The organism is Klebsiella sp. R445 (assembly GCF_051131755.1).
Taxonomy (GTDB): Bacteria; Pseudomonadota; Gammaproteobacteria; order Enterobacterales; family Enterobacteriaceae; genus Klebsiella; species Klebsiella lignicola.
In genome coordinates, this window is the sequence record NZ_CP180446.1 from 745010 (window position 1) to 769308 (window position 24299).

At 56.4% G+C, this 24299-nt stretch carries 21 protein-coding genes and 1 pseudogene; 10 read left to right on the forward strand and 12 right to left on the reverse strand.

Annotated elements, in window-relative coordinates; genetic code table 11:
• Nucleotides 1-54: 54 nt before the first annotated feature.
• From ACMYSN_RS03440 to ACMYSN_RS03455, 4 genes are all read right to left on the reverse strand, one after another.
• Entirely contained in the window at nt 55-1695 is a 1641-nt protein-coding gene (locus ACMYSN_RS03440; RefSeq protein ID WP_462497025.1) for an esterase/lipase family protein, read from the reverse strand.
• A gap of 87 nt (nt 1696-1782) precedes the next feature.
• Nucleotides 1783-2562, reverse strand: coding sequence for a CHAP domain-containing protein (locus ACMYSN_RS03445; protein ID WP_462497026.1), 780 nt, complete (start codon nt 2560-2562; stop codon nt 1783-1785).
• 394 nt (nt 2563-2956) lie between these two features.
• On the reverse strand, nt 2957-3895 hold the full coding sequence (locus ACMYSN_RS03450) for a zinc-dependent alcohol dehydrogenase family protein (protein ID WP_462497027.1): 939 nt from the start codon (nt 3893-3895) through the stop codon (nt 2957-2959).
• Between the two features lie 85 nt (nt 3896-3980).
• A complete protein-coding gene (locus ACMYSN_RS03455; protein WP_462497028.1) occupies nt 3981-4874 on the reverse strand; it encodes a ketopantoate reductase family protein in 894 nt (297 codons plus the stop codon).
• A gap of 434 nt (nt 4875-5308) precedes the next feature.
• Here ACMYSN_RS03455 and ACMYSN_RS03460 point away from each other — a divergent pair, with 434 nt between their 5' ends.
• Nucleotides 5309-5917, forward strand: coding sequence for an SLATT domain-containing protein (locus ACMYSN_RS03460; protein ID WP_462497029.1), 609 nt, complete (start codon nt 5309-5311; stop codon nt 5915-5917).
• 58 nt (nt 5918-5975) lie between these two features.
• On the opposite strand, the gene ACMYSN_RS03465 is transcribed toward ACMYSN_RS03460, so the two are convergent.
• Complete coding sequence (locus tag ACMYSN_RS03465) at nt 5976-7475, reverse strand: aldehyde dehydrogenase family protein (protein WP_462497030.1); 1500 nt, start codon at nt 7473-7475, stop codon at nt 5976-5978.
• 231 nt (nt 7476-7706) lie between these two features.
• On the opposite strand from ACMYSN_RS03465, the gene feaR reads away from it, so the two are divergent.
• Nucleotides 7707-8618, forward strand: coding sequence for a transcriptional regulator FeaR (feaR, locus tag ACMYSN_RS03470; protein WP_462498192.1), 912 nt, complete (start codon nt 7707-7709; stop codon nt 8616-8618).
• Here feaR and ACMYSN_RS03475 read toward each other — a convergent pair whose 3' ends face one another.
• Genes ACMYSN_RS03475 through ACMYSN_RS03485 form a run of 3 tightly spaced genes read right to left on the reverse strand, consistent with a single transcriptional unit; the run spans nt 8619 to nt 11771 of the window.
• A complete protein-coding gene (locus ACMYSN_RS03475; protein ID WP_462497031.1) occupies nt 8619-8942 on the reverse strand; it encodes a YdbL family probable chaperone protein in 324 nt (107 codons plus the stop codon). It lies immediately after the preceding gene.
• Between the two features lie 7 nt (nt 8943-8949).
• Nucleotides 8950-9135: a YnbE family lipoprotein gene (locus ACMYSN_RS03480; RefSeq protein WP_462497032.1), complete on the reverse strand. Its 186-nt coding sequence runs from the start codon at nt 9133-9135 to the stop codon at nt 8950-8952.
• Nucleotides 9132-11771 (reverse strand): intermembrane phospholipid transport YdbH family protein, encoded by a 2640-nt coding sequence (locus ACMYSN_RS03485; protein WP_462497033.1) that lies wholly within the window; start codon nt 11769-11771, stop codon nt 9132-9134. The genes ACMYSN_RS03480 and ACMYSN_RS03485 overlap by 4 nt, the downstream gene beginning before the upstream one ends.
• Nucleotides 11772-12037: 266 nt before the next feature.
• On the opposite strand from ACMYSN_RS03485, the gene ACMYSN_RS03490 reads away from it, so the two are divergent.
• The 3 genes from ACMYSN_RS03490 (at nt 12038) to hslJ (ending at nt 14238) form a co-directional block, all read left to right on the forward strand.
• Entirely contained in the window at nt 12038-12481 is a 444-nt protein-coding gene (locus ACMYSN_RS03490) for a DedA family protein (RefSeq protein WP_462498193.1), read from the forward strand.
• A gap of 146 nt (nt 12482-12627) precedes the next feature.
• Nucleotides 12628-13617 carry a 2-hydroxyacid dehydrogenase gene (locus tag ACMYSN_RS03495; RefSeq protein ID WP_123754094.1) on the forward strand — a complete coding sequence of 330 codons (990 nt, stop codon included), beginning with the start codon at nt 12628-12630 and terminating at the stop codon, nt 13615-13617.
• Nucleotides 13618-13815: 198 nt separating this feature from the next.
• Nucleotides 13816-14238, forward strand: a complete 423-nt coding sequence (hslJ, locus tag ACMYSN_RS03500; RefSeq protein WP_462497034.1) for an META domain-containing protein — start codon at nt 13816-13818, stop codon at nt 14236-14238.
• On the opposite strand, the gene ACMYSN_RS03505 is transcribed toward hslJ, so the two are convergent.
• Complete coding sequence (locus tag ACMYSN_RS03505; protein WP_123754092.1) at nt 14235-14501, reverse strand: putative hemolysin; 267 nt, start codon at nt 14499-14501, stop codon at nt 14235-14237. The two genes, hslJ and ACMYSN_RS03505, sit on opposite strands and share 4 nt — an antisense overlap.
• 431 nt (nt 14502-14932) lie before the next feature.
• Here ACMYSN_RS03505 and nifJ point away from each other — a divergent pair, with 431 nt between their 5' ends.
• From nifJ to ttcA, 5 genes and pseudogenes are all read left to right on the forward strand, one after another.
• Entirely contained in the window at nt 14933-18460 is a 3528-nt protein-coding gene (gene nifJ / locus ACMYSN_RS03510) for a pyruvate:ferredoxin (flavodoxin) oxidoreductase (RefSeq protein ID WP_462497035.1), read from the forward strand.
• A gap of 367 nt (nt 18461-18827) precedes the next feature.
• Nucleotides 18828-18985 (forward strand): annotated as a pseudogene (locus tag ACMYSN_RS03515) (porin); the annotation flags it as partial.
• Nucleotides 18986-19160: 175 nt separating this feature from the next.
• The gene (locus ACMYSN_RS03520) at nt 19161-19373 is read left to right on the forward strand and encodes a KTSC domain-containing protein (protein ID WP_174508864.1); all 213 of its coding nucleotides are present in this window, start codon (nt 19161-19163) and stop codon (nt 19371-19373) included.
• Nucleotides 19374-19453: 80 nt separating this feature from the next.
• Nucleotides 19454-19888, forward strand: a complete 435-nt coding sequence (gene uspF / locus ACMYSN_RS03525; protein ID WP_462497036.1) for an adenine nucleotide alpha hydrolase family protein — start codon at nt 19454-19456, stop codon at nt 19886-19888.
• A 329-nt stretch (nt 19889-20217) separates the two neighbouring features.
• Nucleotides 20218-21153: a tRNA 2-thiocytidine(32) synthetase TtcA gene (ttcA, locus tag ACMYSN_RS03530; RefSeq protein WP_123754087.1), complete on the forward strand. Its 936-nt coding sequence runs from the start codon at nt 20218-20220 to the stop codon at nt 21151-21153.
• 151 nt (nt 21154-21304) lie between these two features.
• Here ttcA and dbpA read toward each other — a convergent pair whose 3' ends face one another.
• From dbpA to zntB, 3 genes are all read right to left on the reverse strand, one after another.
• Nucleotides 21305-22678 carry an ATP-dependent RNA helicase gene (gene dbpA / locus ACMYSN_RS03535; protein WP_462497037.1) on the reverse strand — a complete coding sequence of 458 codons (1374 nt, stop codon included), beginning with the start codon at nt 22676-22678 and terminating at the stop codon, nt 21305-21307.
• Between the two features lie 14 nt (nt 22679-22692).
• Nucleotides 22693-22878: a proline-rich small protein YnaL gene (ynaL, locus tag ACMYSN_RS03540; protein WP_370453873.1), complete on the reverse strand. Its 186-nt coding sequence runs from the start codon at nt 22876-22878 to the stop codon at nt 22693-22695.
• 279 nt (nt 22879-23157) lie between these two features.
• On the reverse strand, nt 23158-24141 hold the full coding sequence (zntB, locus tag ACMYSN_RS03545) for a zinc transporter ZntB (protein WP_123754086.1): 984 nt from the start codon (nt 24139-24141) through the stop codon (nt 23158-23160).
• Nucleotides 24142-24299 lie beyond the last annotated feature (158 nt).

A 24299-nucleotide genomic window follows, 5' to 3' on the forward strand; every position in this document is an offset into this window, starting at 1 on the left:
TGGTGTTGTGAGTGAGCGCCACCGAGGGTAATCCGTCGCGTGGCGCTCACGTTTTCACGAGGCGTCGTTCCAGCTTTGCACCACAAAGCGCAACCGCCCCGAAATGCCCGGTACCGAAGGGCGTTTTTTGCCGTTGGCATCCAGCGTGACGCTGTCTACCGGGATGGTGACCTCACAGGCCTTACCGGCTATTTCCTTCGGTTGCAGAACGATATCGGCGCTGGAGAATCCGGCGTCCTGCCAGGCATATTTTATCTTCCAGAGCGTGTTATCGTTGGTCGGCGGGACAATCTCGAGGATCAGCGAGTTGCGGAACAGATACCCTCCTTCATAGTGTTCGTTGAACCAGAATCGCTTCTCGATTTCATAATCCGGCATTTTGACCCCGAGTATCAGGCTGTAGGCCAGCGAGCGCCGGTTTTTATTGACGCGCGCGCTCTTCGACAAGAACACGCTGGAGAGGTACTGCGACGCACGTTTTTTCTCCGACCACTCTTTTTGCGTCAGACAGGCAACGGAGTCTTCTTCCGAGACGCGACGGGTTAGCGACCACGGCTTGCCGCGAGGCGAGGCGATCGCCTCTATCTGATAGATGGCGTCAATTTTCGACGCATTGCCCCCCGCCGCTTTGATTGCCGCCTCCGGCAGGCGAATGTCATCAATATCCAGCCAGATATCCACCCGCACATCGCCAAACAGAAAACGAGCCAGGTTCTGGAAGGCCTCTTCGCTGTTCACAATGCCAAAATAGCCAGAGTGTGAGCGATAGGTGAAGGCTTTCGCACAGGGGGTGCCAAGAGAGCCATCGGCATTCAGACCGGTTAACGTGGCATTCTCGATTTTGACCAGACCATCGCTGCCGTTGCCGACAAAGGTTCGCGATAGCGCGGCGGCGGCATCATAATCGAGGCGGTTGGTGCCGACCATGGTGAAAATCCGCGAGGACGGCAGGCAGGATTCCGGTATCACATCGACCCGGTTATGGCGTTGGTAGGCCTGTTGCAGGTTCAGGTAATCCGCCATCCGCTCGCGGTTAAAATTGCTGACGCTGCTTTGCCACGGCAGGTCCGGAACGTTGAGCCCCGCGAACTCAATCCCGTTATGGGGCGTCGCATAGGTGAAAAATTTATCAACACTGGCCACCATCATGCCCGGATCGAGCTGCGGATTTTGCAGCAACGCCCGGCATACCAGCCCGCCCATCGAGTGCGCCACCAGATAGCAACGAAAATCGCCAGCCACCTTCACGCCACTGTTGGGATTCGCCAGCAGTAACGTCCGCACCTTGAGCAGTAGCTTCGATAGCCCGATGGCGGCGTCCTCGATTGACGGCGTCTTACCGGACCCGAGCAGTGTCGAGGCGTCATCATAATAGCGATAGACGATCACCGATTTATCATCCAGTACATTGCCGGTGGGTTTCCCCTCCGGATCGGTCTCCCAGCCCTCATCCATGATATCCAGCCCCTGCTCGAACACATCGCTATAGCCAAACTCCGTGGCCAGGCGAATTACCGGGGATTCGAAAAAAAACTTCCTGGGGCGATCTTTCTGGCTCGCCGATGCACGCAGCATCGTTGAGCCAAGATTAAAACCATTAAACGGATCTGCTGTAGTCTCATTAACGTCGCGTTGCGTCATCGCATAACCACGAACGTAAATAATAGGGAAAAAAGGCACTTTATTATTAGCCATTTTTATTTTCCTGAGAATTATTATGCTTATACCCAACAAATTTCAAGATGCAGCCAACGCTCCTGCATGTTGAAAACAACGGGTATATTATGGGTGGCGAGACACGCCATACAGCCCTTTGTATTTATCATTGGTTGCAGAGGCGACTAACACTGACCACGAATAATGAAAGATATTCACTTTCGAGGGATAAGCACCGCGGTTACCTTCGATAGTCCACAAAATACCGTCAGCGTAGCGTTGAACAATGCCGACATGGCCCTGCCAGGCGCTCTCCTTTGGTTTTTTCGGGTCAACTCTCAGCCAGCAGATAATATCGCCCGGTTGCGGTGGGTTACTTAATGACGGGGTATAGGCATAGCCCAATGATTTCATTTTATTATGCAGCGCCTGGGCGGAGGTTTGATAACCAAATACCGCCGGTGATGCCTGGTTAAAACAGTAGCTGACAAAAGCGGCACACCAGCTTTGCCCCTGTGAACCGTGCCCGGAAAAGTACTTCTTAATATCCGGCCCGTGGTTGTCGGAGCCCTGCTCACCGTGGCCAAGTTCACCCTGCGCTATCTTGAGCGCCGCCTGGCCTGCGGGACTGCCGCCTTTGACGTTCACCAACGGAGGCGCAGCCGGCACCTGCACAACCGGCTGCCTGCCTAATGCCACATCCAGCGCCCAGCGGGTATGCGGGCCGACTTTACCATCAACCACCAGCGGTTGGCCTGAGGCATCAAGGTTGGCTACCTGAAATGCTTCTACCGACTTTTTAACCACCTGGTCAAATTTATTACCTGGCGCCAGGCCAAAAGATAATTCCCGTAAATCATTTATTAGCTGCGCGACTGCGCTGCCTTCATCACCGAGTTTAAGCATATCGTCCCCGTCATATTCACGTTGGTTAATAAAGAAATAATTCGCATGATAAATGTAATGCTAAACACCACAGACTATTACAGATAAAAAAATAACATCACCTCCCGAGAACCAGGAATGTTAGCTCGCTATTTTAAACGCGAAATAGTTCTCTTATAAAAAATCATCATAAAAGAATTATCATATTATACCCCGATCAATTGCATGATAAATATCAGGCTTTGAGCCTGGCGGAAAATAGCGATAGAGAATAACCACCATCAATATGGCGCTGGGCCAGTTTGGTCACCGACAGGCTCTTATTTAGCGTAGTTATCTCGTGCAAGAGATCAAGTGGCGGGCCGACCGCCCTTTTAGCCGCCACCTGGATTGCGGCGTAAGCGCCTGATCCGGGCTACAGGGTGGTGAAATCGAGAAGGTATTTACCGTGGCTGCTGGCGCGGATCGCCTCCTGCCAGCGATGCAGCGGCACCACCTCCACCGGCGGCAACGTTGTCGTCGGCAGCAGACGCCAGATCCCGGCAAACGCCGCCTGCCATTGCGCGTCCGAAAGGGTCGTCAGCGCCTCGCGCAGATGGAATTTGTGCACCCGCGGAAGCGACCGGGTCTGGGTCAGCGCCTGGCCGGATAACAGCCCGTAGGAGATCAGTCCGGTGCGATCCGCCAGTACCGACAGCAGGGTGTTCGCCAGCTCCCCGCCCACCGCATCAAATACCCAATCGGCATTCTGCCCGACCTGCTCCAGCATCAACCGGTCCGCTTCCAGCAACGGGTAGACCCCCTGCTGCTCCAGCCGGGGAATATGCTGCGGCGAACGGATAACCCCACTCACCGATCGCGCCCCTTTATGCAGCGCCCACTGCGCCAGCAGGCTGGCACAGCTGGAACCCGCCGCGGTCAGCACGATATTGCACCCGGCTACCGGCCAGCGGTTGAGCATCAGCAGCGCGGTTAACGGGTTGATATAGGCACGGGCGGCCAGCAGATCGTCGATGGCGTCAGGTACCGGCACCAGCCAGCGCTCGGGGATATCCAGATAACGCTGCCAGGTACCATCGCCACGCAGGGGCAACACCCGCTGTCCGGGGGCAACTCTGGCACCGGACGGCGCCTCCACAACGACTCCAACGCCTTCGTAACCCGCCGTCGCCGGCAGCCGGGTACGGTGGCTGTAGCCCCCAGTGATGGGGATCAGATCCGAGGGATTGACCGGCGCATAGCGCATCGCAACCCGCACCTTACCCGCCGCCAGCGGCAGCATGGGAGTAGTACGCAGCGTAAGCGCCGCGGCCGGCGCCCCGTAAGTGTCATAGCAAAGCGCGTGGTTCAGCATAGCGTGGGAGTTACCACCCTCCGGCAAAACAGAGGCGCAATAATAGCAGGATTCGGCGGGACATTTCCCGCCAAAGACGGGGCCATTAGCCCGGACCATCGCTGGCGGCAGCCAGCAGCGGGACGATCAGATCGCTCATCGGCGTCGGAATACCATGGCGACGGCCTCGCCGCGGTATCACGGCGTTGCGGATCTCCCACTCCAGCGGATGCCCGGCTTCACGGTCAATCAGAATCGAGGTGCTGAGGTCGGGCGGCGCACGGTGGAAGCCGTCGAGGATCTCCTGCGGGACGCCGTCGCTCAGCGACGCGCCCTCGGCGCGGGCGACGGTCAGGCATTCACGCAAATAGGCCAGGGCAACCTCACTGATATCAGCGCGGGAGAACATACCGGCCCGACGCCCGGTCAACACCATCAGCCCGGCGACGGCATTTTGCAGCAGCTTACGCCATGCCACAGAGGTAAAATCGGCGGCCAGATCCACCGCACAGCGGGTTTCCCGCAGCGCGTGTTGTACCCGTTGGGCTTGCGGCACATCCGGTAGCGTCAGGCGTGGCGCGGCCCGTAGCCACACCGAGGTTTCCGATTCGCGCAGCGCAGGAAACCACACCACCGAGGGCAACACCGGGGAACCGGCAACCCACGGGGCAAACTGCTCCTGCTGTTCTACGCCGTTTTGCAGGACGCACACTACCGTATTGTCATCGCATAATACGGCCAGCCAGGGCGCAATCGCACGGATCTGGGTGGTCTTCACCGCCACAAAAACCACATCGACCGGCCGGGCTATCGTCGCCGGATCGCTCAACAGCGGTCCGGGCACGGTAATCTGGCCGCCGTCAAAGCGCAGCGACAGTTGCGGATGGGGCGTGCGGGCGCAAATTAGCGGCGTACGCCCGGCTTCATGCAGCGCCGCCGCGATGGTGGTACCAATGGCGCCGGGCCCAATCAGGGCAACGCTTGGCTCTTGCGATCTCATTTCTGCCTCCTGAGGATGATCTCCGCCCGATGGCGGGCAGTAATCAACAGTAGCGAGAAAGGATAGCGTTGAGCAAGCCCGGCGGTCCGGGCGCCGTCAGCGGGTTATCGTCAGGGAGACACTAAAAACGCTCAGGATTGACAGATTAAAAATAGCGGACTGTAATCGAAGCAGGAGTTCAAACGAAAAAACGCGCGTAATACCCGGCATCGCCTGATGCTGGTGGGCACTCGTGGAACTTTTTTGGCTAACGCCATAATTAAGAGTCTATCCCAGTAGGCGTAGATTGATGTAGCCAGTTTGGTCACGAACAGCGCGGACCACCCGAGCGTACACGCAGAATGTGAGGATGGTGAGCACCGCCCAGGACCAAAGTGGCAAATAAAACAGCCTTATGGGATAGGCTCTAAGTCAATGTTATTGCGGGGATCATCATGGTAACCGATACGCACTACCACCTGGCTCTCAACGAGTTGGCTAAATTACACTCATTACCCCCAGAACAAAAGCTGAGCACTATTTTTCGCATAACTACCATGTACGAACAAAATATTACCAATTGGTATAAAAATGAGGTCAAGAAAAAACGCAGACTCTCTTTATTACTGCTATCAGTAATATTAATTATTATGGTGGCCATCGGTTACATTCAGATCCTTAAGCTTCCTTTTATTAATGATGTCGATAATAAGCTGTGGTTTACCCAAATATCCCTCGGACTACTAACGCTTGCCGTACTGCTATTTACTGCCGACAGAGCATTTCGTATTACTGGTGGATGGATGAATTACATTAATACTATGATGGTCATCGAGACACGCCATGCGGAATTTATTGCGGAATGGATAAAAAACGATGGCACCCACCATCAACAACCAACTGAGCACTATCGTCAAGCGACCGACATTGCGGCTGCGTTTATTAATGCGCTCCACCTTGCACAGTTACAAGAAACTCAATCATGGTCAACCCAGCTAACGGAGTCCATTAAGCAGCTAGATTCCTTGATGATTAAAAAACAGAAGGAAAAAAACGGTAATTAATGAGCCAAAAAGTGAGAGCAGCGCCCGGTACTGCATGACCAGGCGCTGGGTTTAACGATTAATAACGTACGCAGACCGATTTGGTCTCGCACCAGTCGTCCAGCCAGTCCGGGCCGAAGTCGCGCCCGGTACCGGACTGCTTCATGCCGCCGAACGGCAGGTTGGCATCGATAAGCGTATGGCTGTTGATCCATACCGTGCCCGCCTGCAGGCGTTCGGTATAGCTCAGCGCCTGGGTCAGATCGCCGGTCCAGACGCTGGCGGTTAAGCCAAAGTCGCTGTCGTTGGCAAGGCGCAGCGCTTCTTCGCCATCGGCGACGCGCACCAGATTCACCACCGGCCCAAACACTTCCTCGCGGCTCAGACGCAGTCCGGCAGCCGGGTTAATCACCAGGGTTGGCGCAATGTAGTAGCCCTGGCTATCTGGCCCGAGCTGTCCGCTGATCAGTTCAGCATTGTGCTGGCGGGCATCATCAAGATAGGCCGCCACTTTGGCGCAGTGGGCCTTCGAGACCACCGGGTTAATATGGGTGGTTTCCAGCATTCCCGGCCCGACCTGCAGGGATTTCACCGCCTGCTCAAACCCGCTCACCAGAGTGTCGAACAGCGGTGCTTCAATGTAGATCCGCGAGCTGGCGGCGCACACCTGGCCCTGGTTGAGGAAGCTTCCGGTCATCAGGCCTTCAATCACCCATTCCGGGTTAGCATCTTTGAGGACGATCGCCGGGTTTTTCCCACCCAGCTCCAGCGTCACCCGGGTCAGGCGATCGGCAGCCACCCGCGCAATGTGCTTGCCCGTGGCGGTGGAGCCGGTAAAGCTCACCTTCGCCACCTGCGGATGTGCCGTTAGCGCCGCCCCGCACTCGCTTCCGCTACCGGTCACCACGTTAAACACCCCGTCCGGGATCCCGGCTTCGGTCGCCAGCTCGGCAACGCGCAGCAGGGTCAGCGGGGTAGTTTCCGACGGCTTAATCACGATAGAACACCCGGCCGCCAGCGCCGGCATCACCTTCCACATGCCAATCATCAGCGGGAAGTTCCACGGGACGATCCCGGCGACAACCCCCACTGGCTCTTTCTTCGTCCACGCCTGGTAACGTGCACCTTGCGGGAACGGAATCGACACATCGAGCGTGCGCCCGCTGATTTTGGTCGTCAGTCCGGCGGTGTAGCGCATCCAGTTCAGCGTGCAGCCCACTTCAAAAGTGCGGGAAATATTGATGGATTTGCCCTGTTCCAGGGTTTCCAGCTGCGCCAGCTCTTCACCATGCTGTTCGACCAGGTCGGCAAAACGCAGCAGGATCCGCTCACGATCGGCAGGGGTACGCCCCACCCAGCTACGGGCGACAAATGCCCGCCATGCCGACATCACCGCACGATCGACATCAGCGGCATTGGCATCCGCCGTGCTGGCAATAGCCTGGCCAGTCGCCGGGTTCCAGACGGTGAGCCGCTGTTCGCTTTGCGATTCCTGCTGGCTACCATCGATATACAAACCATGCTGTCGGTCTAAAAACTGCTGTACGCTGGCGAGCAGCGCAACCTGTGCTGTGGACATATCGCTTCCTTATTCCTCTCGGGTCGTGAATTGAGTCTACGACGAGGTCGGCATCCGCGCTTTTTTCTCTGTGACATTCGTTTGTGCCGCTGTGACAGGCTCCGCAATTAAGCATTTTGCGTACCCAGAAGTGTGCCGCAGGTAATAGTTCTTTCATATACTCCGGCTCCCGCTCTTGTATGCCGCAACGTAAATGCAACAATGCAGAAACATTATATCGATAAGAGAAACATTATGGCGACGGCGGAGCACGGACAGGATTACCAACGCTGGTTGGCGAAAATCAATCAGGTCTGCGGCCATTTTGCCGCCCGTCCGCTGGAGGGGAACTTTCACGGCGAGATTGACGCCAGCTACGCGGGGAATCTGAAAGTCAGCACCGTCACCGCCTGCGGGGTGAATTTGTTCCGCACCCGCAACGAGATCAAACGCAGCAACGACGACTGGTTTTATACCGTGTTCCAGCTCGCCGGCCAGGCGGCTATTGAGCAGGACGATCGCCAGGTGGTGCTGGAAGCCGGCGATATCACGCTGATTGACGCCTCGCGCCCCTGCTCTATCTTCTGGCAGCAGACCTCGCGCCAGGCCTCGCTGCTGCTGCCCCGGCAGCTTATCGAACACCAGCTGCGCGGCAGCGAAATCAGCATTGCCTCGCGCCTGCAAAAATCGCTGCCGATGGTTCAGCTCAGCCAGCGCCTGCTACAGGAAAGCATGAACAGCCCGGAACTGTCGGACAGCGAAAGCGAAGCGGCGCTGGAGGCCATCGTCTGCCTGCTGCGCCCGATGCTGCACCAGCAGGAAGCCCAGCCGTCTCGCCGGGAGAAGCAGTTCCAGAGAATTATTGAGTTAATCGATGCGTCGATTCAGGCAGAACATCTGCGCCCGGAATGGCTGGCGAACGAAACCGGGATGTCATTGCGCAGCCTGTACCGGCTGTTTGCTGACAAGGGTCTGGTGGTCGCTCAGTATATTAAGAACCGCCGGCTCGACCTCTGCGCCCGGGCGCTGCGCAGCGCCCATGACGATGAGAAGCTGGCGGGGATTGGCTACAGCTGGGGATTCAGCGACCACAGCCACTTCTCCACCGCGTTCAAGCAGCGTTTTGGCGTGTCGCCGGGAGAGTACCGCAAGCGCTGCCGCTAATTATTTGCGTAGCCATTTGCCGTTCAGCCCCTGGACATACTCCCCAGGCTGCGCCCGGTTGACCAGCTTCTGCCCGGCCATTTTGGCCACTTCATCCACCGGCAGATTATTTTCATCCGCCAGCTGCTGGTAGCTTTCACTGCGCGCCGTATTGATCCGTGCGACCAGCGCCAGAGTTTCCTGATCCTGACGCAATGGCGCCAGATAGCCCTTCAGCGTTTCGCCGACCCGCCCCTGTTCCCGGGCTTCGCTCAGCGTCAGCGCCAGCGCCGGCGTACTGAGGAGTAGCAGCGTCAGCGCCGCGATTGTCAGTCGTTTTCTCATCGCCACCTCAGAATAGATCGCTGCGCGACTTCAGTAACGCTTCAACATCCTTATCCACTTTGATACGAATCTCGTGCTCAATTTTGACATTCATATTGATGGTGATCGGTTCCTTTGATGCCGCGATTTCAATGCGCGGCGTACAGCCCGCCAGCAGCATCGGCACCAGCACCGCCGTTAGCAATTTCATCATTGTTGTTCCTTACACTTTTTACTGTCCGTACAGCTGCGCACGGGGAGCACGGCATTCTGCTCAAACCATGCCTGTAAATTGTCGCCAAAACGTAAACTGCGCCACAGGTCAAAAATATTCTCTTGATGAGAATAGTTTAAATGCACCGTATTACTCTGATCCCCGACGCGGCTGGTGCCGCTGATGGTCGCTTTCAGGGTCAACATCCCGAGGTTATCGAGGTCGATGCGCGTCCATGAGCGGGAGATCTCCATATAGCGCAACCAGTTAATTGCCGCGCCGACGGAGATATTATCGTTCACCATCGCGTCCGCCATGTCCTTATCGAGACGCAGCGTCATCGGGCCGGGGTTGCCCAGCCAGCCGTCTTTGATGATCCATTTCTCGTTGTTCAGCCACAGCGGCAGCGCCCCGTTGAAGGCGCCGGACATGGCAAACTGTTTGATATTAACCGCGCTCACCAGCTCGCTGCTGGAGATATGCTGCAGCCGCAGCAGCGCCGGGTCATGCTGTGGCATCCGCAGCTGCTGCATGGTCACCTGGCCCCCGAGAACATCCACGCTGACGTTGCTCAGCTGTAGCGGCTGGCTCTCGCTCCACGGCCAGGCTCCCTGCAGGTCTGCGGTCAGGTTTTTCGCCGTCACCTGGTTGACGATCTCGCCGATGCGCAGCGATACCGGACGGCGGGTCCCCAACTGCCAGACCCCCTCGCTAAAGCGGAACGGCAGGACAAAATCGACGCCATTGATCTGGTTGTCCGGCATCCAGGCGCTACCGCCTTTCAGCACGCCGTGCCCCCCGGCTTCGAATCCCTGTTCGGCTGCCGCCGAGAAAGCCACCTGGGCGTACAGCATCCCTTCGCGCAGGTTCATTTTCCACTCCGGTGGTACCAGCGGCTGAAACACAGTCAGCGACTGTTTCGGCCACCATGCCTTACCGCGCAGGCGTTCACCATCCCAGCGCCCGATGACCCGAACCGGACCGATTTTGTTGGCATGAAGCGTGCCGTTAAACTGAAACCAGGTCGGGTCGCGACCATCAATGGTGAATTTTAACGTTGAAGGTGGCAGCACGCTGCCGTGACTAAAGCTGGTGGTCCCCGCATCCAGCGACAGTGCGCCGGTCAGTTTCGGGTGCTGCTCATTACGCAACCAGTGGATCGGTTGATCCAGCGTCAGGCGCGGCGCGCTCACCAGCATGGTGCCATATTGCAGTTTATCAAAGCCCGTCGACAGGCTGTTCAGGACAATCGAGCTGTCGACCCATGCTCCTGCCCCTTTGACGTCCCACCGCGCCTGCATCGGGGTGAAGTGACCGTCGCCCCAGTAACGCCACTGCCAGCGACCGCTGTCAGGCATAAAATTGTCGGCCTGGCCGTCAAGATGCAGCGTGAAGTCTCCCATCTGCTGTTCATGGGCGCGCAGAATCGCCTGCAGACGGCCGTCCACGCCCTGCTGGGTCACCTTGACCCCCGCCAGCGGCAGACGGACTTCATCAATATTCAATGAATCGACCACCCGCCCGCGGGAACGCAGCAGCGCGCCGGGGTTGAAGGCCAATGCCGGAGTGGTCAACGGGCCGCTGAGCCTGGCCGGCAGTACGGCATAAACAATCAGATCTCCCAGCTTCGCCTCGCCGGTCAGCTGTAACGGCATGTCGCTGTTGTCCATGCTCAGTTTGCCGGGGCCGATGTTCAGCACGGCGTTGCCTTTACCGGCTTTGCCCTGGGTCAGGACGTTGAGCCTACCGCTCACCTCCATCTGCTCGGTGCCTTCCTGCCAGTTGCCCACCGACAACGCCAGACGACCACTTAATGGGTAGCCGGCATAGTTGGTGCTCCAGCGACCATCGCTGATGACGATGCGCTCGGGGGTCACTTCCCAGGGAAGATCGAGTATCGGCTGCACTTCACCGCGCGGCGTCACTACCAGTTGGCCGCGGTTTTTCTGCCACTCCAGCTCGGCGTCAACCAGCCCGCCGGTTTGCGGAAATTCAAAGGTGGTCAGCAGTTGGCCATCGACCGGCAGGCCGTCCGGAACCAGCGGCATATGAAACTCGCCGGCCAGCTTCACCGGCGGTTGCTCGTCGACCAGCTGGGCGGAAAAATGGCTGACGGTAAGCGCCTGTCCGCGCAGGCGCGCCTGCAAGGTCAGCTCTTTGCCGCTGTAGCCAATATCCTGCTGCTGCGGAGTCAACGACATCACCAGTCGCCCCTGCCATTTTTCCCACGGCGAGAGGCGCAGGTTTTCAATGGTCAGCCAGCTGTAAGGCAGCATCGACTGCCACTCCGCCAGGGTACGCGGCGCGCCCACCGTCGGTTCGCTTTCGGGCAGTTTGCTCAGACAGGCGCTATTGATATCGAGTTCGTCGAGGTGCAGCCGCCAGCGGCTGGGATGAGAAAGTTGGGCATTGGTCACCCGGGCCAGCTCACAATCGCCGACCAGATAGCGCAATTCGGGAATGCGTAAAGCAGAACGCGTCAGTCGTGGGCTGTCGGAAAAAGCGATGCGGGTCCCCTCTGGCAGCCAGATCCCTGCAAGCGTTGGCACCCAATGGGTAAGCGTCGACAACATGGCCAGCGGTAGCAGAATAAGTGCTAACAATAGCGCGATGGCGGCTTTATATTTACCCTTCATGGGCAGTAATATCCTGATTAAACAAAAGTAAAAGCCGAAAGAAGTGCGTATTGTGGCACGTTCGACTAGCGAGTTAAAGGATCTATCCAGCTTAAGAATAGCTGGTACACAACACCACCACCGTGAATTTATGCCTTTCGCCCGTTAAGCCGCCATTTAATCGTCCCCTGTCACACTCGACGTCTTCGTTCCCGTCGCCGGAGGATCCCGTGGACTTTTTTGTTTTGCTTATCGAACACGCCCAGCGCCACTATTCATGGCTCTTGATGGTGGTGTTTATGCTGACTCTGGCTAAATCCTGCGCCCTGATTTCACTGCTGGTGCCGGGCACCTCCGGGTTGCTGTTGCTCGGCCCGCTGGCCTCCGGCAGTCTTAACCATTTCTTATTAATGTGGCTCAGTGCCAGCCTCGGGGCAATCGGCGGATTCTGGCTCTCCTGGTGGCTGGGACGGCGCAACCGGCATCGCCTGACGAGCATACGCTGGCTGCGCGGCCAGCGATTGACCCGCAGCCTGGTATTTCTGCAACGTCACGGGGCATGGGCGGTATTTTTTGGCCGTTTTCTGTCGCCGCTTCGCGCCACTCTTCCGCTGGCCAGCGGCGCCAGCGGGACCGCGTTCTGGCCATTTCAGCTGGCCAACGTCGGTTCCGGGCTGCTGTGGCCACTGATGCTGCTGGCTCCCGGAGCCTTTAGCCTCAGTTTTTGGTAAAACACATTGTGTTTTAAAGAGATACCTCAACACCGCGATATGCTCTAGAATTATCTGTATCACCGTTAAGGCAAACTTATTTTTAATATTTGTATGATTATTTTAAATATGCTACCGTGCCGGTATAATCACTGGAGAAAAGTCTTATGAAAATCGCTGTGTATAGTACAAAGCAGTACGATAAAAAGTACCTTCAGCATGTTAATGATGCATATGGCTTTGAACTTGAATTTTTCGACTTTCTGTTAACCGAGAAAACGGCGAAAACCGCCAACGGCTGTGAAGCAGTGTGCATCTTCGTCAACGACGACGGAAGCCGCCCGGTGCTGGAAGAGTTAAAATCGCACGGCGTGAAGTACATCGCCCTGCGCTGTGCCGGCTTTAACAACGTCGACCTCGAGGCGGCAAAAGAGCTGGGTCTGCGCGTTGTGCGTGTCCCGGCCTATTCGCCGGAAGCCGTTGCAGAACATGCTATCGGCATGATGATGTCGTTAAACCGCCGCATTCACCGCGCCTATCAACGCACCCGTGATGCTAACTTCTCCCTCGAAGGGTTAACCGGCTTCACCATGCACGGTAAAACCGCCGGGGTGATCGGTACCGGGAAAATCGGTGTGGCGACGCTGCGTATTCTGAAAGGATTTGGCATGCGCCTGCTGGCGTTTGATCCCTATCCGAGCGCAGCGGCGCTGGATCTCGGGGTCGAGTATGTCGACCTGCCGACACTGTACGCGCAGTCTGACGTGATCTCCCTGCACTGCCCGCTGACCGATGAGAACTACCATCTGCTGAACCATGCGGCGTTCGACCAGATGAAAGATGGCGTGATGGTGATCAACACCAGTCGCGGCGCGTTGATTGACTCTCAGGCGGCAATTGATGCCCTGAAACACCAGAAAATTGGCGCCCTGGGAATGGACGTCTACGAGAACGAGCGCGACCTGTTCTTTGAAGACAAATCCAACGACGTGATTCAGGATGACGTATTCCGTCGTCTCTCCGCCTGTCACAACGTGTTGTTCACCGGACACCAGGCGTTCCTGACCGCCGAAGCGCTGATCAGCATTTCGCAAACCACGCTGGACAACCTGCGCCAGGTGGATGCCGGCGACACCTGTCCGAACGCACTGGTCTGATTTCTTTTTCCTTTTGTGCCCTCCTGCTACGGGGGGCACTTTCAGATAACCCCCACAGAAAAAGTCCGCAGTAAAGTTAACAATCGCTTATGCCATTCATCGTTCAGGTTGCCTGGGAATTGACGGCCCTGCCGCCTGCAAGCAGCCCGAATAATATTGGCTAAATCTGATAAACGTAATGAATGATTTGGGGGAGTAATGAATAAGTTTGCTGTACTGCTGGCGACGGGAATGCTGTTATCGGGTTGTGTGTATAACAGCAAGGTATCAACTGGCGCCGAGCAACTTCAGCACCATCGCTTTGTTCTGACCAGCGTCAACGGCCAGGCGCTGAATACGCAAGGAAAGCCGCTGGAGCTGAGTTTTGGTGAAGATATGTATGTCTCAGGCAATATGTGTAACGGCTTTAGCGGCAAAGGCAGCATCAGCGGCGGCGAGCTGAAGGTCAAAGCGCTGGCCATGACCCGTATGATGTGCAGCGATTCGCAGCTCAATACGCTGGATCATACGCTGGGCACGATGCTACGTGATGGCGCGCAGGTCGACCTGACGGAAAATCAGTTAACGCTGGCTACCGCCGATCAAACGCTGGTCTATAAACTTGCGGATCTGGTGAACTAGTAGTTACCGCAGCTGCCGCCCGCTAACGCTTGCTCGCTGCAACGCTTACCGTTGGGTAATGCGCACATCCCGATCGCTGATCCATCAAGCTGCCGTGCCACCGATAATGAGCCGCCAATCATCGCGCAGTTCGCCTGCCCGGTGCTGCTCATTGCGGCACGCATGCCAGGCGGCACATGTGCCGCTGTCGCCTGTTGAACCGGTTCACTACTACAGGCCGACAATAATAACGCGGCACACCCCACTAAAAACGCAGCTCGCATCGATTTCCCCTCAGCAATATCTAAAAATAAGCAAACCCAAGAATAATAGGCAGCGCAGCCGTGAACGTCGAGAGGCGAAATACGTATTTATGCGCCCCATTAACATTTCTTAGCAAAATATCTGGTGTAACCTTGATCTCGACAGGGTTTGTCATGCATCTCAGGGCCTGAATCCCCTACAGCTCAACGATACCGCCATGATGACGCCCCCCGGATGATGACCGGCAGACCGCAGCAAGTCCGGTTTAAGATCATAGCGATATCCTCCGCCATCCCCGCCGCCGCGCCTGTCTTTCATGGATCAATTTGTGCACTCGAAAGCCTCATAACTTCAAGGGTATAGATAATACTCTTATACTAACGACTATAATTACAGGACCTGTGGCCGTTTGTCGGGTCCCTTCTTTTGCGCAATGTTAGGGTGTCTTCTTATGATTACTATCGACGGTAATGGCGCGGCCGCTTCAGTCGCGTTTCGCACCAGTGAGGTTATCGCCATCTACCCGATTACGCCCAGTTCAACCATGGCGGAACAGGCGGATGCCTGGGCGGGAAACGGGCTGAAAAATGTATGGGGCGACGTGCCTCGGGTGGTAGAAATGCAGTCGGAAGCCGGGGCCATCGGGGCCGTACACGGTGCGCTGCAAACCGGCGCCCTGTCGACCTCGTTTACCTCATCGCAGGGCTTACTGCTGATGATCCCGACACTGTACAAACTGGCCGGGCAGCTGATGCCGTTTGTCCTGCACGTCGCCGCCCGTACCGTAGCGACCCATGCGCTCTCTATTTTCGGTGACCATTCGGATGTGATGGCCGTGCGCCAGACCGGCTGCGCCATGCTGTGCGCTAGCAGCGTGCAGGAAGCGCAGGACTTTGCGCTGATCTCCCATATTGCGACCCTGAAAAGTCGGGTGCCGTTTATTCACTTCTTCGATGGTTTCCGGACCTCGCACGAAATTAATAAAATCATCCCGCTGGCGGACGACACCGTGCGCAGCCTGCTGCCGCAGGCCGACATCGACGCGCACCGTCTGCGCGCGCTGAATCCGGAACATCCGGTGATCCGTGGGACCTCGGCGAACCCGGATACCTATTTCCAGTCCCGCGAAGCGACCAACCCGTGGTACGACGCGGTCTACGACCATGTCGAAACAACGATGGACGATTTCGCCAGCGCCACCGGACGCCAGTACAAGCCGTTTGAGTTCTACGGCCATCCGCAGGCGGAACGGGTGATTGTGATCATGGGCTCGGCCATCGGCACCTGTGAAGAGGTGGTGGACGAGCTGCTCAGCCGGGGTGAAAAAGTCGGGGTTCTGAAAGTTCGCCTCTATCGCCCCTTCTCCGCCATGCATCTGCTGGCGGTGCTGCCGGAGAGCGCCCGTGCCATCGCGGTGCTGGATCGCACCAAAGAGCCGGGTGCCCAGGCGGAACCACTGTATCTCGATGTGATGAGCGCGCTGGCGGAAGCCTTTAACCGCGGCGAGCGCGAAACCCTGCCGCGCACCATCGGCGGGCGCTATGGCCTGTCGTCAAAAGAGTTCGGCCCGGAGTGCGTGCTGGCTATTTTCAATGAGCTGAACGAAGCCCGCCCTAAACCGCGTTTTACCGTCGGCATTTATGATGATGTGACCAACCTTTCTCTGCCGTTGGTTGAGAACACCTTGCCGTCGCAAGCCAAGCTTGAAGCCCTGTTTTATGGCCTTGGCAGCGACGGCAGCGTCTCGGCTACCAAAAACAATATCAAGATTATCGGTAACTCCACCCCGTGGTTCTCGCAGGGCTATTTCGTCTATGACTCGAAAAAAGCCGGGGGGCTGACCGTCTCGCACCTGCGGGTAAGTGAAAAACCGATTCGCTCCTCCTATCTGATCTCCCAGGCGGATTTTGTCGGCTGCCATCAGCTGCAGTTTATTGATAAGTATCAGATGGTCGAGCGGCTCAAACCGGGCGGCATTTTCCTGCTCAATACGCCCTATGCGGTAGATGAAGCCTGGTCACGCCTGCCGCAGGAAGTCCAGGCAGCACTGAACCAGAAAAAAGCGCACTTTTATATTATCAACGCGGCGAAAATTGCCCGCGAATGCAGCCTGGGCGCGCGCATCAACACCGTGATGCAGATGGCGTTTTTCCACTTAACGCATATTTTGCCGGGCGACAGCGCGCTGAGCGAACTGCAGGGGGCGATTGCCAAAAGCTACAGCAGCAAAGGTCATGAGCTGGTTGAGCGCAACTGGCAGGCGCTGGCGCTGGCCCGAGAGTCCCTGGCTGAAGTGCCGCTACAGCCAGTCGATGCCACCAGCCCAAACCGTCCGCCGGTGGTGTCCGACGCCGCCCCGGACTTCGTGAAAACCGTCACCGCCGCGATGCTGGCCGGACTTGGCGATGCGCTCCCGGTTTCTGCGCTGCCGCCGGACGGCACCTGGCCGATGGGCACCACCCGCTGGGAAAAACGCAATATCGCCGAAGCGATCCCTATCTGGAAAGAGTCGTTGTGTACTCAGTGCAACCACTGCGTCGCGGCCTGTCCGCATTCGGCAATCCGTGCCAAAGTGGTTTCCCCGGAAGCGATGGCCGACGCCCCTGCCAGTCTGCACGCCCTTGACGTGAAATCCCGCGATATGCGCGGGCAGAAATATGTGTTGCAGGTCGCGCCGGAAGATTGCACCGGCTGTAACCTGTGCGTCGAAGTGTGCCCGGCAAAAGACCGCCAGGATCCGCAGATCAAGGCCATCAACATGATGTCGCGCCTTGAACACGTCGAAGAAGAAAAAGTGAATTACGACTTCTTCCTCAACCTGCCGGAAATTGACCGTAGCAAACTGGAACGCATTGATATTCGCACCTCGCAACTGATTAGCCCGCTGTTTGAATATTCCGGAGCCTGCTCCGGCTGCGGCGAAACGCCGTATATCAAGCTGCTGACTCAGCTGTACGGCGACCGGATGCTGATCGCCAACGCCACCGGCTGTTCGTCGATTTATGGCGGCAACCTGCCGTCTACCCCTTACACCACCGACGCCAACGGCCGCGGTCCGGCGTGGGCAAACTCATTGTTTGAAGATAACGCCGAATTCGGTCTCGGCTTCCGGCTCTCTGTCGATCAGCATCGTCAGCGGGTAATGCGCCTGCTGAGCCAGTTTGCCGATAAGATCCCGGCGGCGCTGAACGAGGCGCTACAGGCACAAGCCACTCCAGAGCTACGCCGCGAGCAGGTTACGGCGCTACGTCTGGCGCTGGCTGACGTTGAGGGCGCCGAGGAGCTGCTCACCGATGCCGATGCGCTGGTGGAGAAATCCATCTGGCTTATCGGTGGCGATGGCTGGGCCTATGACATTGGTTTTGGCGGGCTCGACCATGTGCTGAGCCTGACCGAGAACGTCAATATTCTGGTTCTCGATACTCAGTGTTACTCCAACACCGGCGGTCAGGCATCGAAAGCCACGCCGCTTGGGGCGGTGACCAAGTTCGGTGAGCATGGCAAGCGTAAAGCGCGCAAGGATCTCGGCGTCAGCATGATGATGTACGGGCATGTGTATGTGGCGCAAATCTCGTTGGGCGCGCAGTTCAATCAGACGGTGAAAGCGATTCAGGAGGCGGAGGCCTATCCGGGTCCGTCGCTGATCATCGCCTACAGCCCGTGTGAGGAGCATGGCTACGACCTGGCGCTGAGTCACGATCAGATGCGTCAGCTCACCGCTACCGGCTTCTGGCCGCTGTATCGCTTTGACCCGCGTCGTGAGGATGAAGGGAAATTGCCGCTGGCGCTGGACTCACGCCCGCCGTCAGACGCGCTGGCAGAAACGCTGCTGAACGAGCAACGCTTCCGTCGTCTCAACGCTCAGCAGCCGGAGGTCGCGGAGCAGTTATGGAAAGATGCAGCGGCGGATCTGCAAAAACGCTACGACTTCCTGGCACAGATGGCCGGCAAGGCAGAGAAAACGGGCAGTGAAAGTTAGGATACAAGCCGAGTAATGCCATAAAGAAAAAAGCCCGAATATCCATTCGGGCTTGTCACCTCTACCGCCAGAACATATCGTGCAGAAATATCTGACGGTAATAAACCGTACCAGCGACAATAAAGTACATATAACAGGAGAATAGTACGCCAACGGTTTCTCTATGTATAATTTTTATTTTATACATATTCACGCAATACATTCACGAGAATTATCACCGCAACCATCAAATTACTTATTTTAGATTTTATTTATATCGTAACAATTGATTCTTATCTGATCTTAACCCCCTCCTTTAGCAGGTGACCACTTTTTCATCGGAAGTTAAAAAATAAAAACATTCAAAGGAATATCTCAATGAAAAGACGTTACTCCAGCATTATTAGCCGCTGGTGCGGCGCACCCTGCTGAATTTATAATAAAGACGGCAATAAATTAGATCTCTATGGCAAGGTTGACGGTCTGCACTATTTTTCTGATGATGCCTCAAAAGATGGCGACCAATCTTACGTTCGTCCTGGCTTCGTTGTTACCCCTGGTGGTTTACCAGTTCTGATGTCCCGGCCCGTCGGCAACGGCGGGCATTATCAACGCACCTTAAACAGCGGCCATCTCAGCAAAACAATAAATCTTCTGTATTAAAATAGTCACCCGATGAATGATATATTACCGGTAAAGCCTGTCGTTGAGGACGCCTGTCATGCACCATCATCCTGTGAGATCATCCCGAATTGCCTCCGTCGCCTATGACGATGCCTCTGGCACCCTCGAAATCCGTTTTCGCGACCACTCCACGTTGCAGTACGAGAATGTGCCGGAACGTTTGTTCCAAAATTTTCTGCAGGTCGTCTCTAAAGGACGTTTTTATGATGGCGTGATCAAAGGAAAATTTACCGAACGTCGCGGGAACTAACCCCAAAGTGTGACCCGGTCATAAGACAAACCTCCCCGTAATGGCATATACTTTAAGCGGTTACTTAAACAGGAGGTTTTATGGCCAGAATAATTCTTGTACCCATTGATATTTCAGATAAAGAATTAACTCAACGCGTTATTTGCCACGTTGAGGCAGAAGCACGCATTGATGATGCCGAAGTGCATTTTCTGACCGTGATCCCATCCCTTCCCTATTACGCTTCGTTGGGGATGGCCTATACCACCGAACTGCCGCCGATGGATGAGTTCAAGGCGGAGTCGGAAACGCGTCTGAAAGAGATCGTGGCGCAGTTTTCCATTCCGGAAGACCGGGTGCGACTCCATGTTAAAGAGGGCTCGCCGAAGGATAATATTCTGGAGCTGGCGAAAACGCTGCCGGCGGATCTGGTTATCATCGCCTCTCACCGCCCGGACATCACCACCTATCTGCTTGGCTCTAACGCTGCTGCCGTGGTACGGCACGCCGACTGCTCGGTGCTGGTCGTGCGTTAATGCTTTGGCCCGCCGCCCCGGCGGGCCTTTTTATCTGCATCACCGGCAGGCTAAACGCCGGAAATGTGCTGACATCCCCTCCGTGAATCCGTACCATACACGCCACAGACTTACACCCTTCATCCTTCAAGTTGCCTGGGTGTTGGCTGCACCCGTTCACCCCAGTCACTTACCTGAGTAAGCTCCAGGGGATTTACGGCCTTGCCGCCTACACGCAACTCGAATTATTCAGGGTATAAACTCATCAATGTCAGACATCATTAATTGCGCCCACACGCCGCGCCGCAAGCACCGTGCGTGGGTCACACTATGAATTGAGCCACTATTAAATGCTGCAAAATCAAGATATTAGCAAAAAAGAAAAGTACAACATCGATAAACTGCAAAAGCGCCTGCGCCGTAACGTGGGCGAAGCGATTGCCGACTTCAACATGATTGAGGACGGCGACCGGATTATGGTGTGCCTTTCCGGCGGCAAAGACAGCTACACCATGCTGGAAATTTTGCGCAATCTGCAGAAAAGTGCGCCCATTTCATTCTCGCTGGTGGCGGTCAACCTCGACCAGAAACAGCCGGGCTTCCCCGAGCATATTCTGCCGGAATATCTGGAGCAGCTGGGCGTCGAGTACAAGATTGTTGAAGAGAATACCTACGGGATTGTGAAAGAGAAAATTCCAGAAGGCAAAACCACCTGCTCACTGTGTTCTCGCCTGCGTCGCGGGATCCTCTACCGTACCGCCAGCGAACTGGGCGCGACGAAGATTGCCCTCGGCCACCACCGCGACGACATTTTGCAGACCCTGTTCCTCAACATGTTCTACGGCGGCAAGATGAAAGGTATGCCGCCGAAGCTGATGAGCGATGACGGGAAACACATCGTGATTCGCCCGTTGGCCTACTGCCGCGAAAAAGACATCGAGCGTTTCGCTCAGGCGAAAGGCTACCCGATTATTCCGTGCAATCTGTGCGGTTCGCAGCCGAACCTCCAGCGTCAGGTTATTGCCGATATGCTGCGCGACTGGGATAAACGTTACCCAGGGCGGATCGAGACCATGTTCAGCGCCATGCAAAATGTGGTGCCGTCTCATCTGAGCGACATTAATCTGTTCGACTTTAAAGGGATTAACCACCAGTCTGCGGTGGTGGACGGCGGCGATTTGGCCTTTGACCGGGAAGATATTCCGTTACAGCCTGCGGGCTGGCAGCCGGAAGAAGACGCTGCGCCACTGGAAGAGCTGCGTCTGGACGTGGTGGAAGTGAAGTAACAAACCTGCGTCTCAGCTTTGTGGCTGGGACGCGTTTTGATACCCGTCATACTTCAGGCTGCAGGTGCGTTGGCTTTCCTCGTTATTGGGCTCATCCATAAGCCTCGCCCTTGCCGCTTGTATGCAACTCGAATTATGTTGGGTATACCGTTTACTTCAGCAGACGGACCCGGCAGTTTTTGCCTTTGATCTTGCCGTTTAGCAATTGCTTATAGGCTTTCTGCGCCACGCCCTGACGAATTGCCACATACACATGCGCCGGATGGACGTTAATCTTGCCAATGTCGGCACCATCAAAGCCCATATCCCCGGTCAACGCTCCCAGCACATCGCCAGCACGCATTTTGGCCTTCTTGCCGCCATCAATACACAGCGTCGCCATTTCTGCATGCAGCGGAGCGATATTGTCGCCTGCCGGTGGGTTCATCCAGTTGAGCTTGAGCTGCAGCATTTCGGACAGAATATTCGCGCGCTGCGCCTCTTCCGGAGCACACAGGCTGATCGCCAGACCGCTCTCGCCCGCACGGGCGGTACGGCCAATACGGTGTACGTGAACTTCCGGATCCCACGCCAGCTCATAGTTAATCACCAGCTCCAGCGATTTAATATCGAGGCCACGGGCGGCGACGTCAGTGGCCACCAGCACCCGCGAGCTACCGTTGGCAAAACGCACCAGCGTCTGATCGCGATCGCGCTGCTCAAGGTCGCCATGCAACGACAGCGCACTCTGCCCGGCGGCGTTCAGCGAATCACACACGGACTGGCAATCCTTTTTGGTGTTACAGAACACCACGCAGGACGCCGGTTGATGCTGGCTGAGCAGCTTTTGCAGCAGCGGGATTTTGCCGCGTTGAGAAGTTTCAAAGAACTGCTGCTCAATGGCTGGCAGCGCATCGACGGAGTCGATCTCAATGGCAAGCGGATCGCGTTGCACACGGCCGCTAATCGCCGCGATGGCTGGTGGCCAGGTGGCAGAAAACAGCAGCGTCTGGCGATCGGCCGGTGCAAAACGGATCACCTCATCGATGGCGTCGCTAAAGCCCATATCGAGCATACGGTCGGCTTCGTCCATCACCAGCGTCTGCAGGGCATCCAACGACACGGTGCCTTTTTGCAGGTGGTCCAACAGGCGGCCCGGCGTGGCGACAATAATATGCGGCGCATGCTGGAGTGAATCACGCTGGGCACCGAAGGGTTGCCCGCCGCACAGCGTTAAAATCTTGGTATTCGGCAGAAAGCGTGCCAGACGGCGCAACTCGCCCGCGACCTGTTCGGCCAGTTCGCGGGTCGGGCACAGCACCAGAGATTGTGTCTGGAACAGAGTCGCTTCAATATGCTGAAGCAACCCCAGACCAAATGCCGCTGTTTTACCACTGCCGGTTTTTGCCTGCACGCGTACATCTTTGCCCGCCAGAATAGTGGGCAAGGCCGCAGCCTGAACAGGCGTCATCGCGAGATAACCCAGTTCAGTAAGATTAGCGAGCTGGGCGGCAGGTAAAGCATTCAATGTAGAAAAAGCGGTCACAATGGTTTCTCGATTTAACGGGCACATAAAGGGCAGGCGCGTATCCTCGCAGATCTGCGGCTCTGATGCGACAATTTAATCGGTTCATCATCCGGCGGCGGGTCTGGCAGTGGATGCGGGCGTGGGCGCGGATCGGGCTGCGGTGTCGGGTCGTTCGGTTCAGGTGAAATCGGTATTGATGTCAGGGGTTGGTATGGCATGTCGACTCTCCCGGTTGTGTGCGGGTGTACCCATTAAGCGTAGAAGCTGGCAACCAGAGAGCAAAAAAAAGCCGACTTAATCAAGTCGGCGTCGTACGAATCAATTGTGCTATGCAGTAATTCAAAAAAGGAAGTAAGACAATATGGAGCGCAACGCCCATCGCTTGACGTTGCATTCACCTGCGAGAGAGATATTGCCCCGAATGGGTAGATGGTTTATTGATTTCGCTCAAACATTACCGGATTTTCACGTTCAGGCAGGCGATGAAACACGATTATTTACAGCCATTTACTACGATGCAACCACCATGTAACACCGCCAATGAGAACGACTAACATTATGCAGAATAGAGAAAAGCCCAAATGCCACTCGTTGCCGGGGATCCCGCCAAGGTTGACGCCAAACAGGCCGGTCAAAAAGGTGCTGGGCAGAAACACCATCGCCATCAATGACATGGTATAGGTACGGCGCGACAGCGCCTCCTGCATAATCTGCGCGATTTCATCGCTCATGATTGCCGTCCGCGAAATGCAGCTGTCGATTTCGTCCAGCCCTCTCCCCAACCGGTCGGCAATATCCTGCATCCGCCGGCGATGATCGTCATTCATCCACGGCAGGCGTTCGCTGGCAAGGCGGGCGTACACATCGCGCTGCGGGGCCATGTAGCGGCGCATCACGATCAGCTGTTTGCGCAGCAGCGCCAGGAAACCGCGCGGCGGCACCTGCTGGTCCAGCAGATTGTCTTCGAGATCGATAATCCGGTCGTGCAGCTGCTCGATAAATTCACTGGCGTGGTCAGTTAGCGCATCGCAGATCTCCACCAGCCAGCTACCGCAATCCACCGGCCCGGTGCCCTCCCGCAGATCGCCGAGCACATCATCCAGCGCCAGCACCCGCCGCTGGCGGGTCGAGACGATTAAGCGTTCGTCCATGTACAGGCGCATAGCCACCAGCTGATCGGGCCGCTCATCGGTGCTGCCATTGATGCAACGCAGCGTGATAAGAGTCCCGTCACCGACCCGGGTCACCCGCGGGCGGGTACTCTCGCCGGCTAAGGCATCCCGGACGCTGTTGGGCAACAGCGGTGTGGATGTCAGCCACTGTGCGCTATCGGCGTGGGTATAGTTCAGATGCAACCAGCAAGGGTGATCCTTATTAATCTCGTCACTGTCAGTCAGCGGTTTAACGCCGCCCTGCCCGTCGAATTGCCATGCAAAAACGGCATCCGGTACGTTCAATTCCGATCCCTTAATGGCGTCCACCCGACCTCCGTCAGTTATTGCGTATTTTTGCTAGTCTAGCCTGGCACCTCGGTTAATCAAGCGCTAATGGCAGCAGGGTGCTGAATTTGCTGATGAAAAAGCAATCTGGGGAGGGAGCAACAGAAGGGGAAATAAAGAACCCGCCGGCGGCGGGTCAT

Coding starts and splice junctions, on each gene's coding strand:
- ACMYSN_RS03440 (WP_462497025.1), bottom strand. CDS start 1,695: ATGGCTAATAATAAAGTGCCTTTTTTCCCTATTATTTACGTTCGTGGT.
- ACMYSN_RS03445 (WP_462497026.1), bottom strand. CDS start 2,562: ATGCTTAAACTCGGTGATGAAGGCAGCGCAGTCGCGCAGCTAATAAAT.
- ACMYSN_RS03450 (WP_462497027.1), bottom strand. CDS start 3,895: ATGCTGAACCACGCGCTTTGCTATGACACTTACGGGGCGCCGGCCGCG.
- ACMYSN_RS03455 (WP_462497028.1), bottom strand. CDS start 4,874: ATGAGATCGCAAGAGCCAAGCGTTGCCCTGATTGGGCCCGGCGCCATT.
- ACMYSN_RS03460 (WP_462497029.1), top strand. CDS start 5,309: ATGGTAACCGATACGCACTACCACCTGGCTCTCAACGAGTTGGCTAAA.
- ACMYSN_RS03465 (WP_462497030.1), bottom strand. CDS start 7,475: ATGTCCACAGCACAGGTTGCGCTGCTCGCCAGCGTACAGCAGTTTTTA.
- ACMYSN_RS03475 (WP_462497031.1), bottom strand. CDS start 8,942: ATGAGAAAACGACTGACAATCGCGGCGCTGACGCTGCTACTCCTCAGT.
- ACMYSN_RS03480 (WP_462497032.1), bottom strand. CDS start 9,135: ATGATGAAATTGCTAACGGCGGTGCTGGTGCCGATGCTGCTGGCGGGC.
- ACMYSN_RS03485 (WP_462497033.1), bottom strand. CDS start 11,771: ATGAAGGGTAAATATAAAGCCGCCATCGCGCTATTGTTAGCACTTATT.
- ACMYSN_RS03490 (WP_462498193.1), top strand. CDS start 12,038: ATGGTGGTGTTTATGCTGACTCTGGCTAAATCCTGCGCCCTGATTTCA.
- ACMYSN_RS03495 (WP_123754094.1), top strand. CDS start 12,628: ATGAAAATCGCTGTGTATAGTACAAAGCAGTACGATAAAAAGTACCTT.
- hslJ (WP_462497034.1), top strand. CDS start 13,816: ATGAATAAGTTTGCTGTACTGCTGGCGACGGGAATGCTGTTATCGGGT.
- ACMYSN_RS03505 (WP_123754092.1), bottom strand. CDS start 14,501: ATGCGAGCTGCGTTTTTAGTGGGGTGTGCCGCGTTATTATTGTCGGCC.
- nifJ (WP_462497035.1), top strand. CDS start 14,933: ATGATTACTATCGACGGTAATGGCGCGGCCGCTTCAGTCGCGTTTCGC.
- ACMYSN_RS03520 (WP_174508864.1), top strand. CDS start 19,161: ATGCACCATCATCCTGTGAGATCATCCCGAATTGCCTCCGTCGCCTAT.
- uspF (WP_462497036.1), top strand. CDS start 19,454: ATGGCCAGAATAATTCTTGTACCCATTGATATTTCAGATAAAGAATTA.
- ttcA (WP_123754087.1), top strand. CDS start 20,218: ATGCTGCAAAATCAAGATATTAGCAAAAAAGAAAAGTACAACATCGAT.
- ynaL (WP_370453873.1), bottom strand. CDS start 22,878: ATGCCATACCAACCCCTGACATCAATACCGATTTCACCTGAACCGAAC.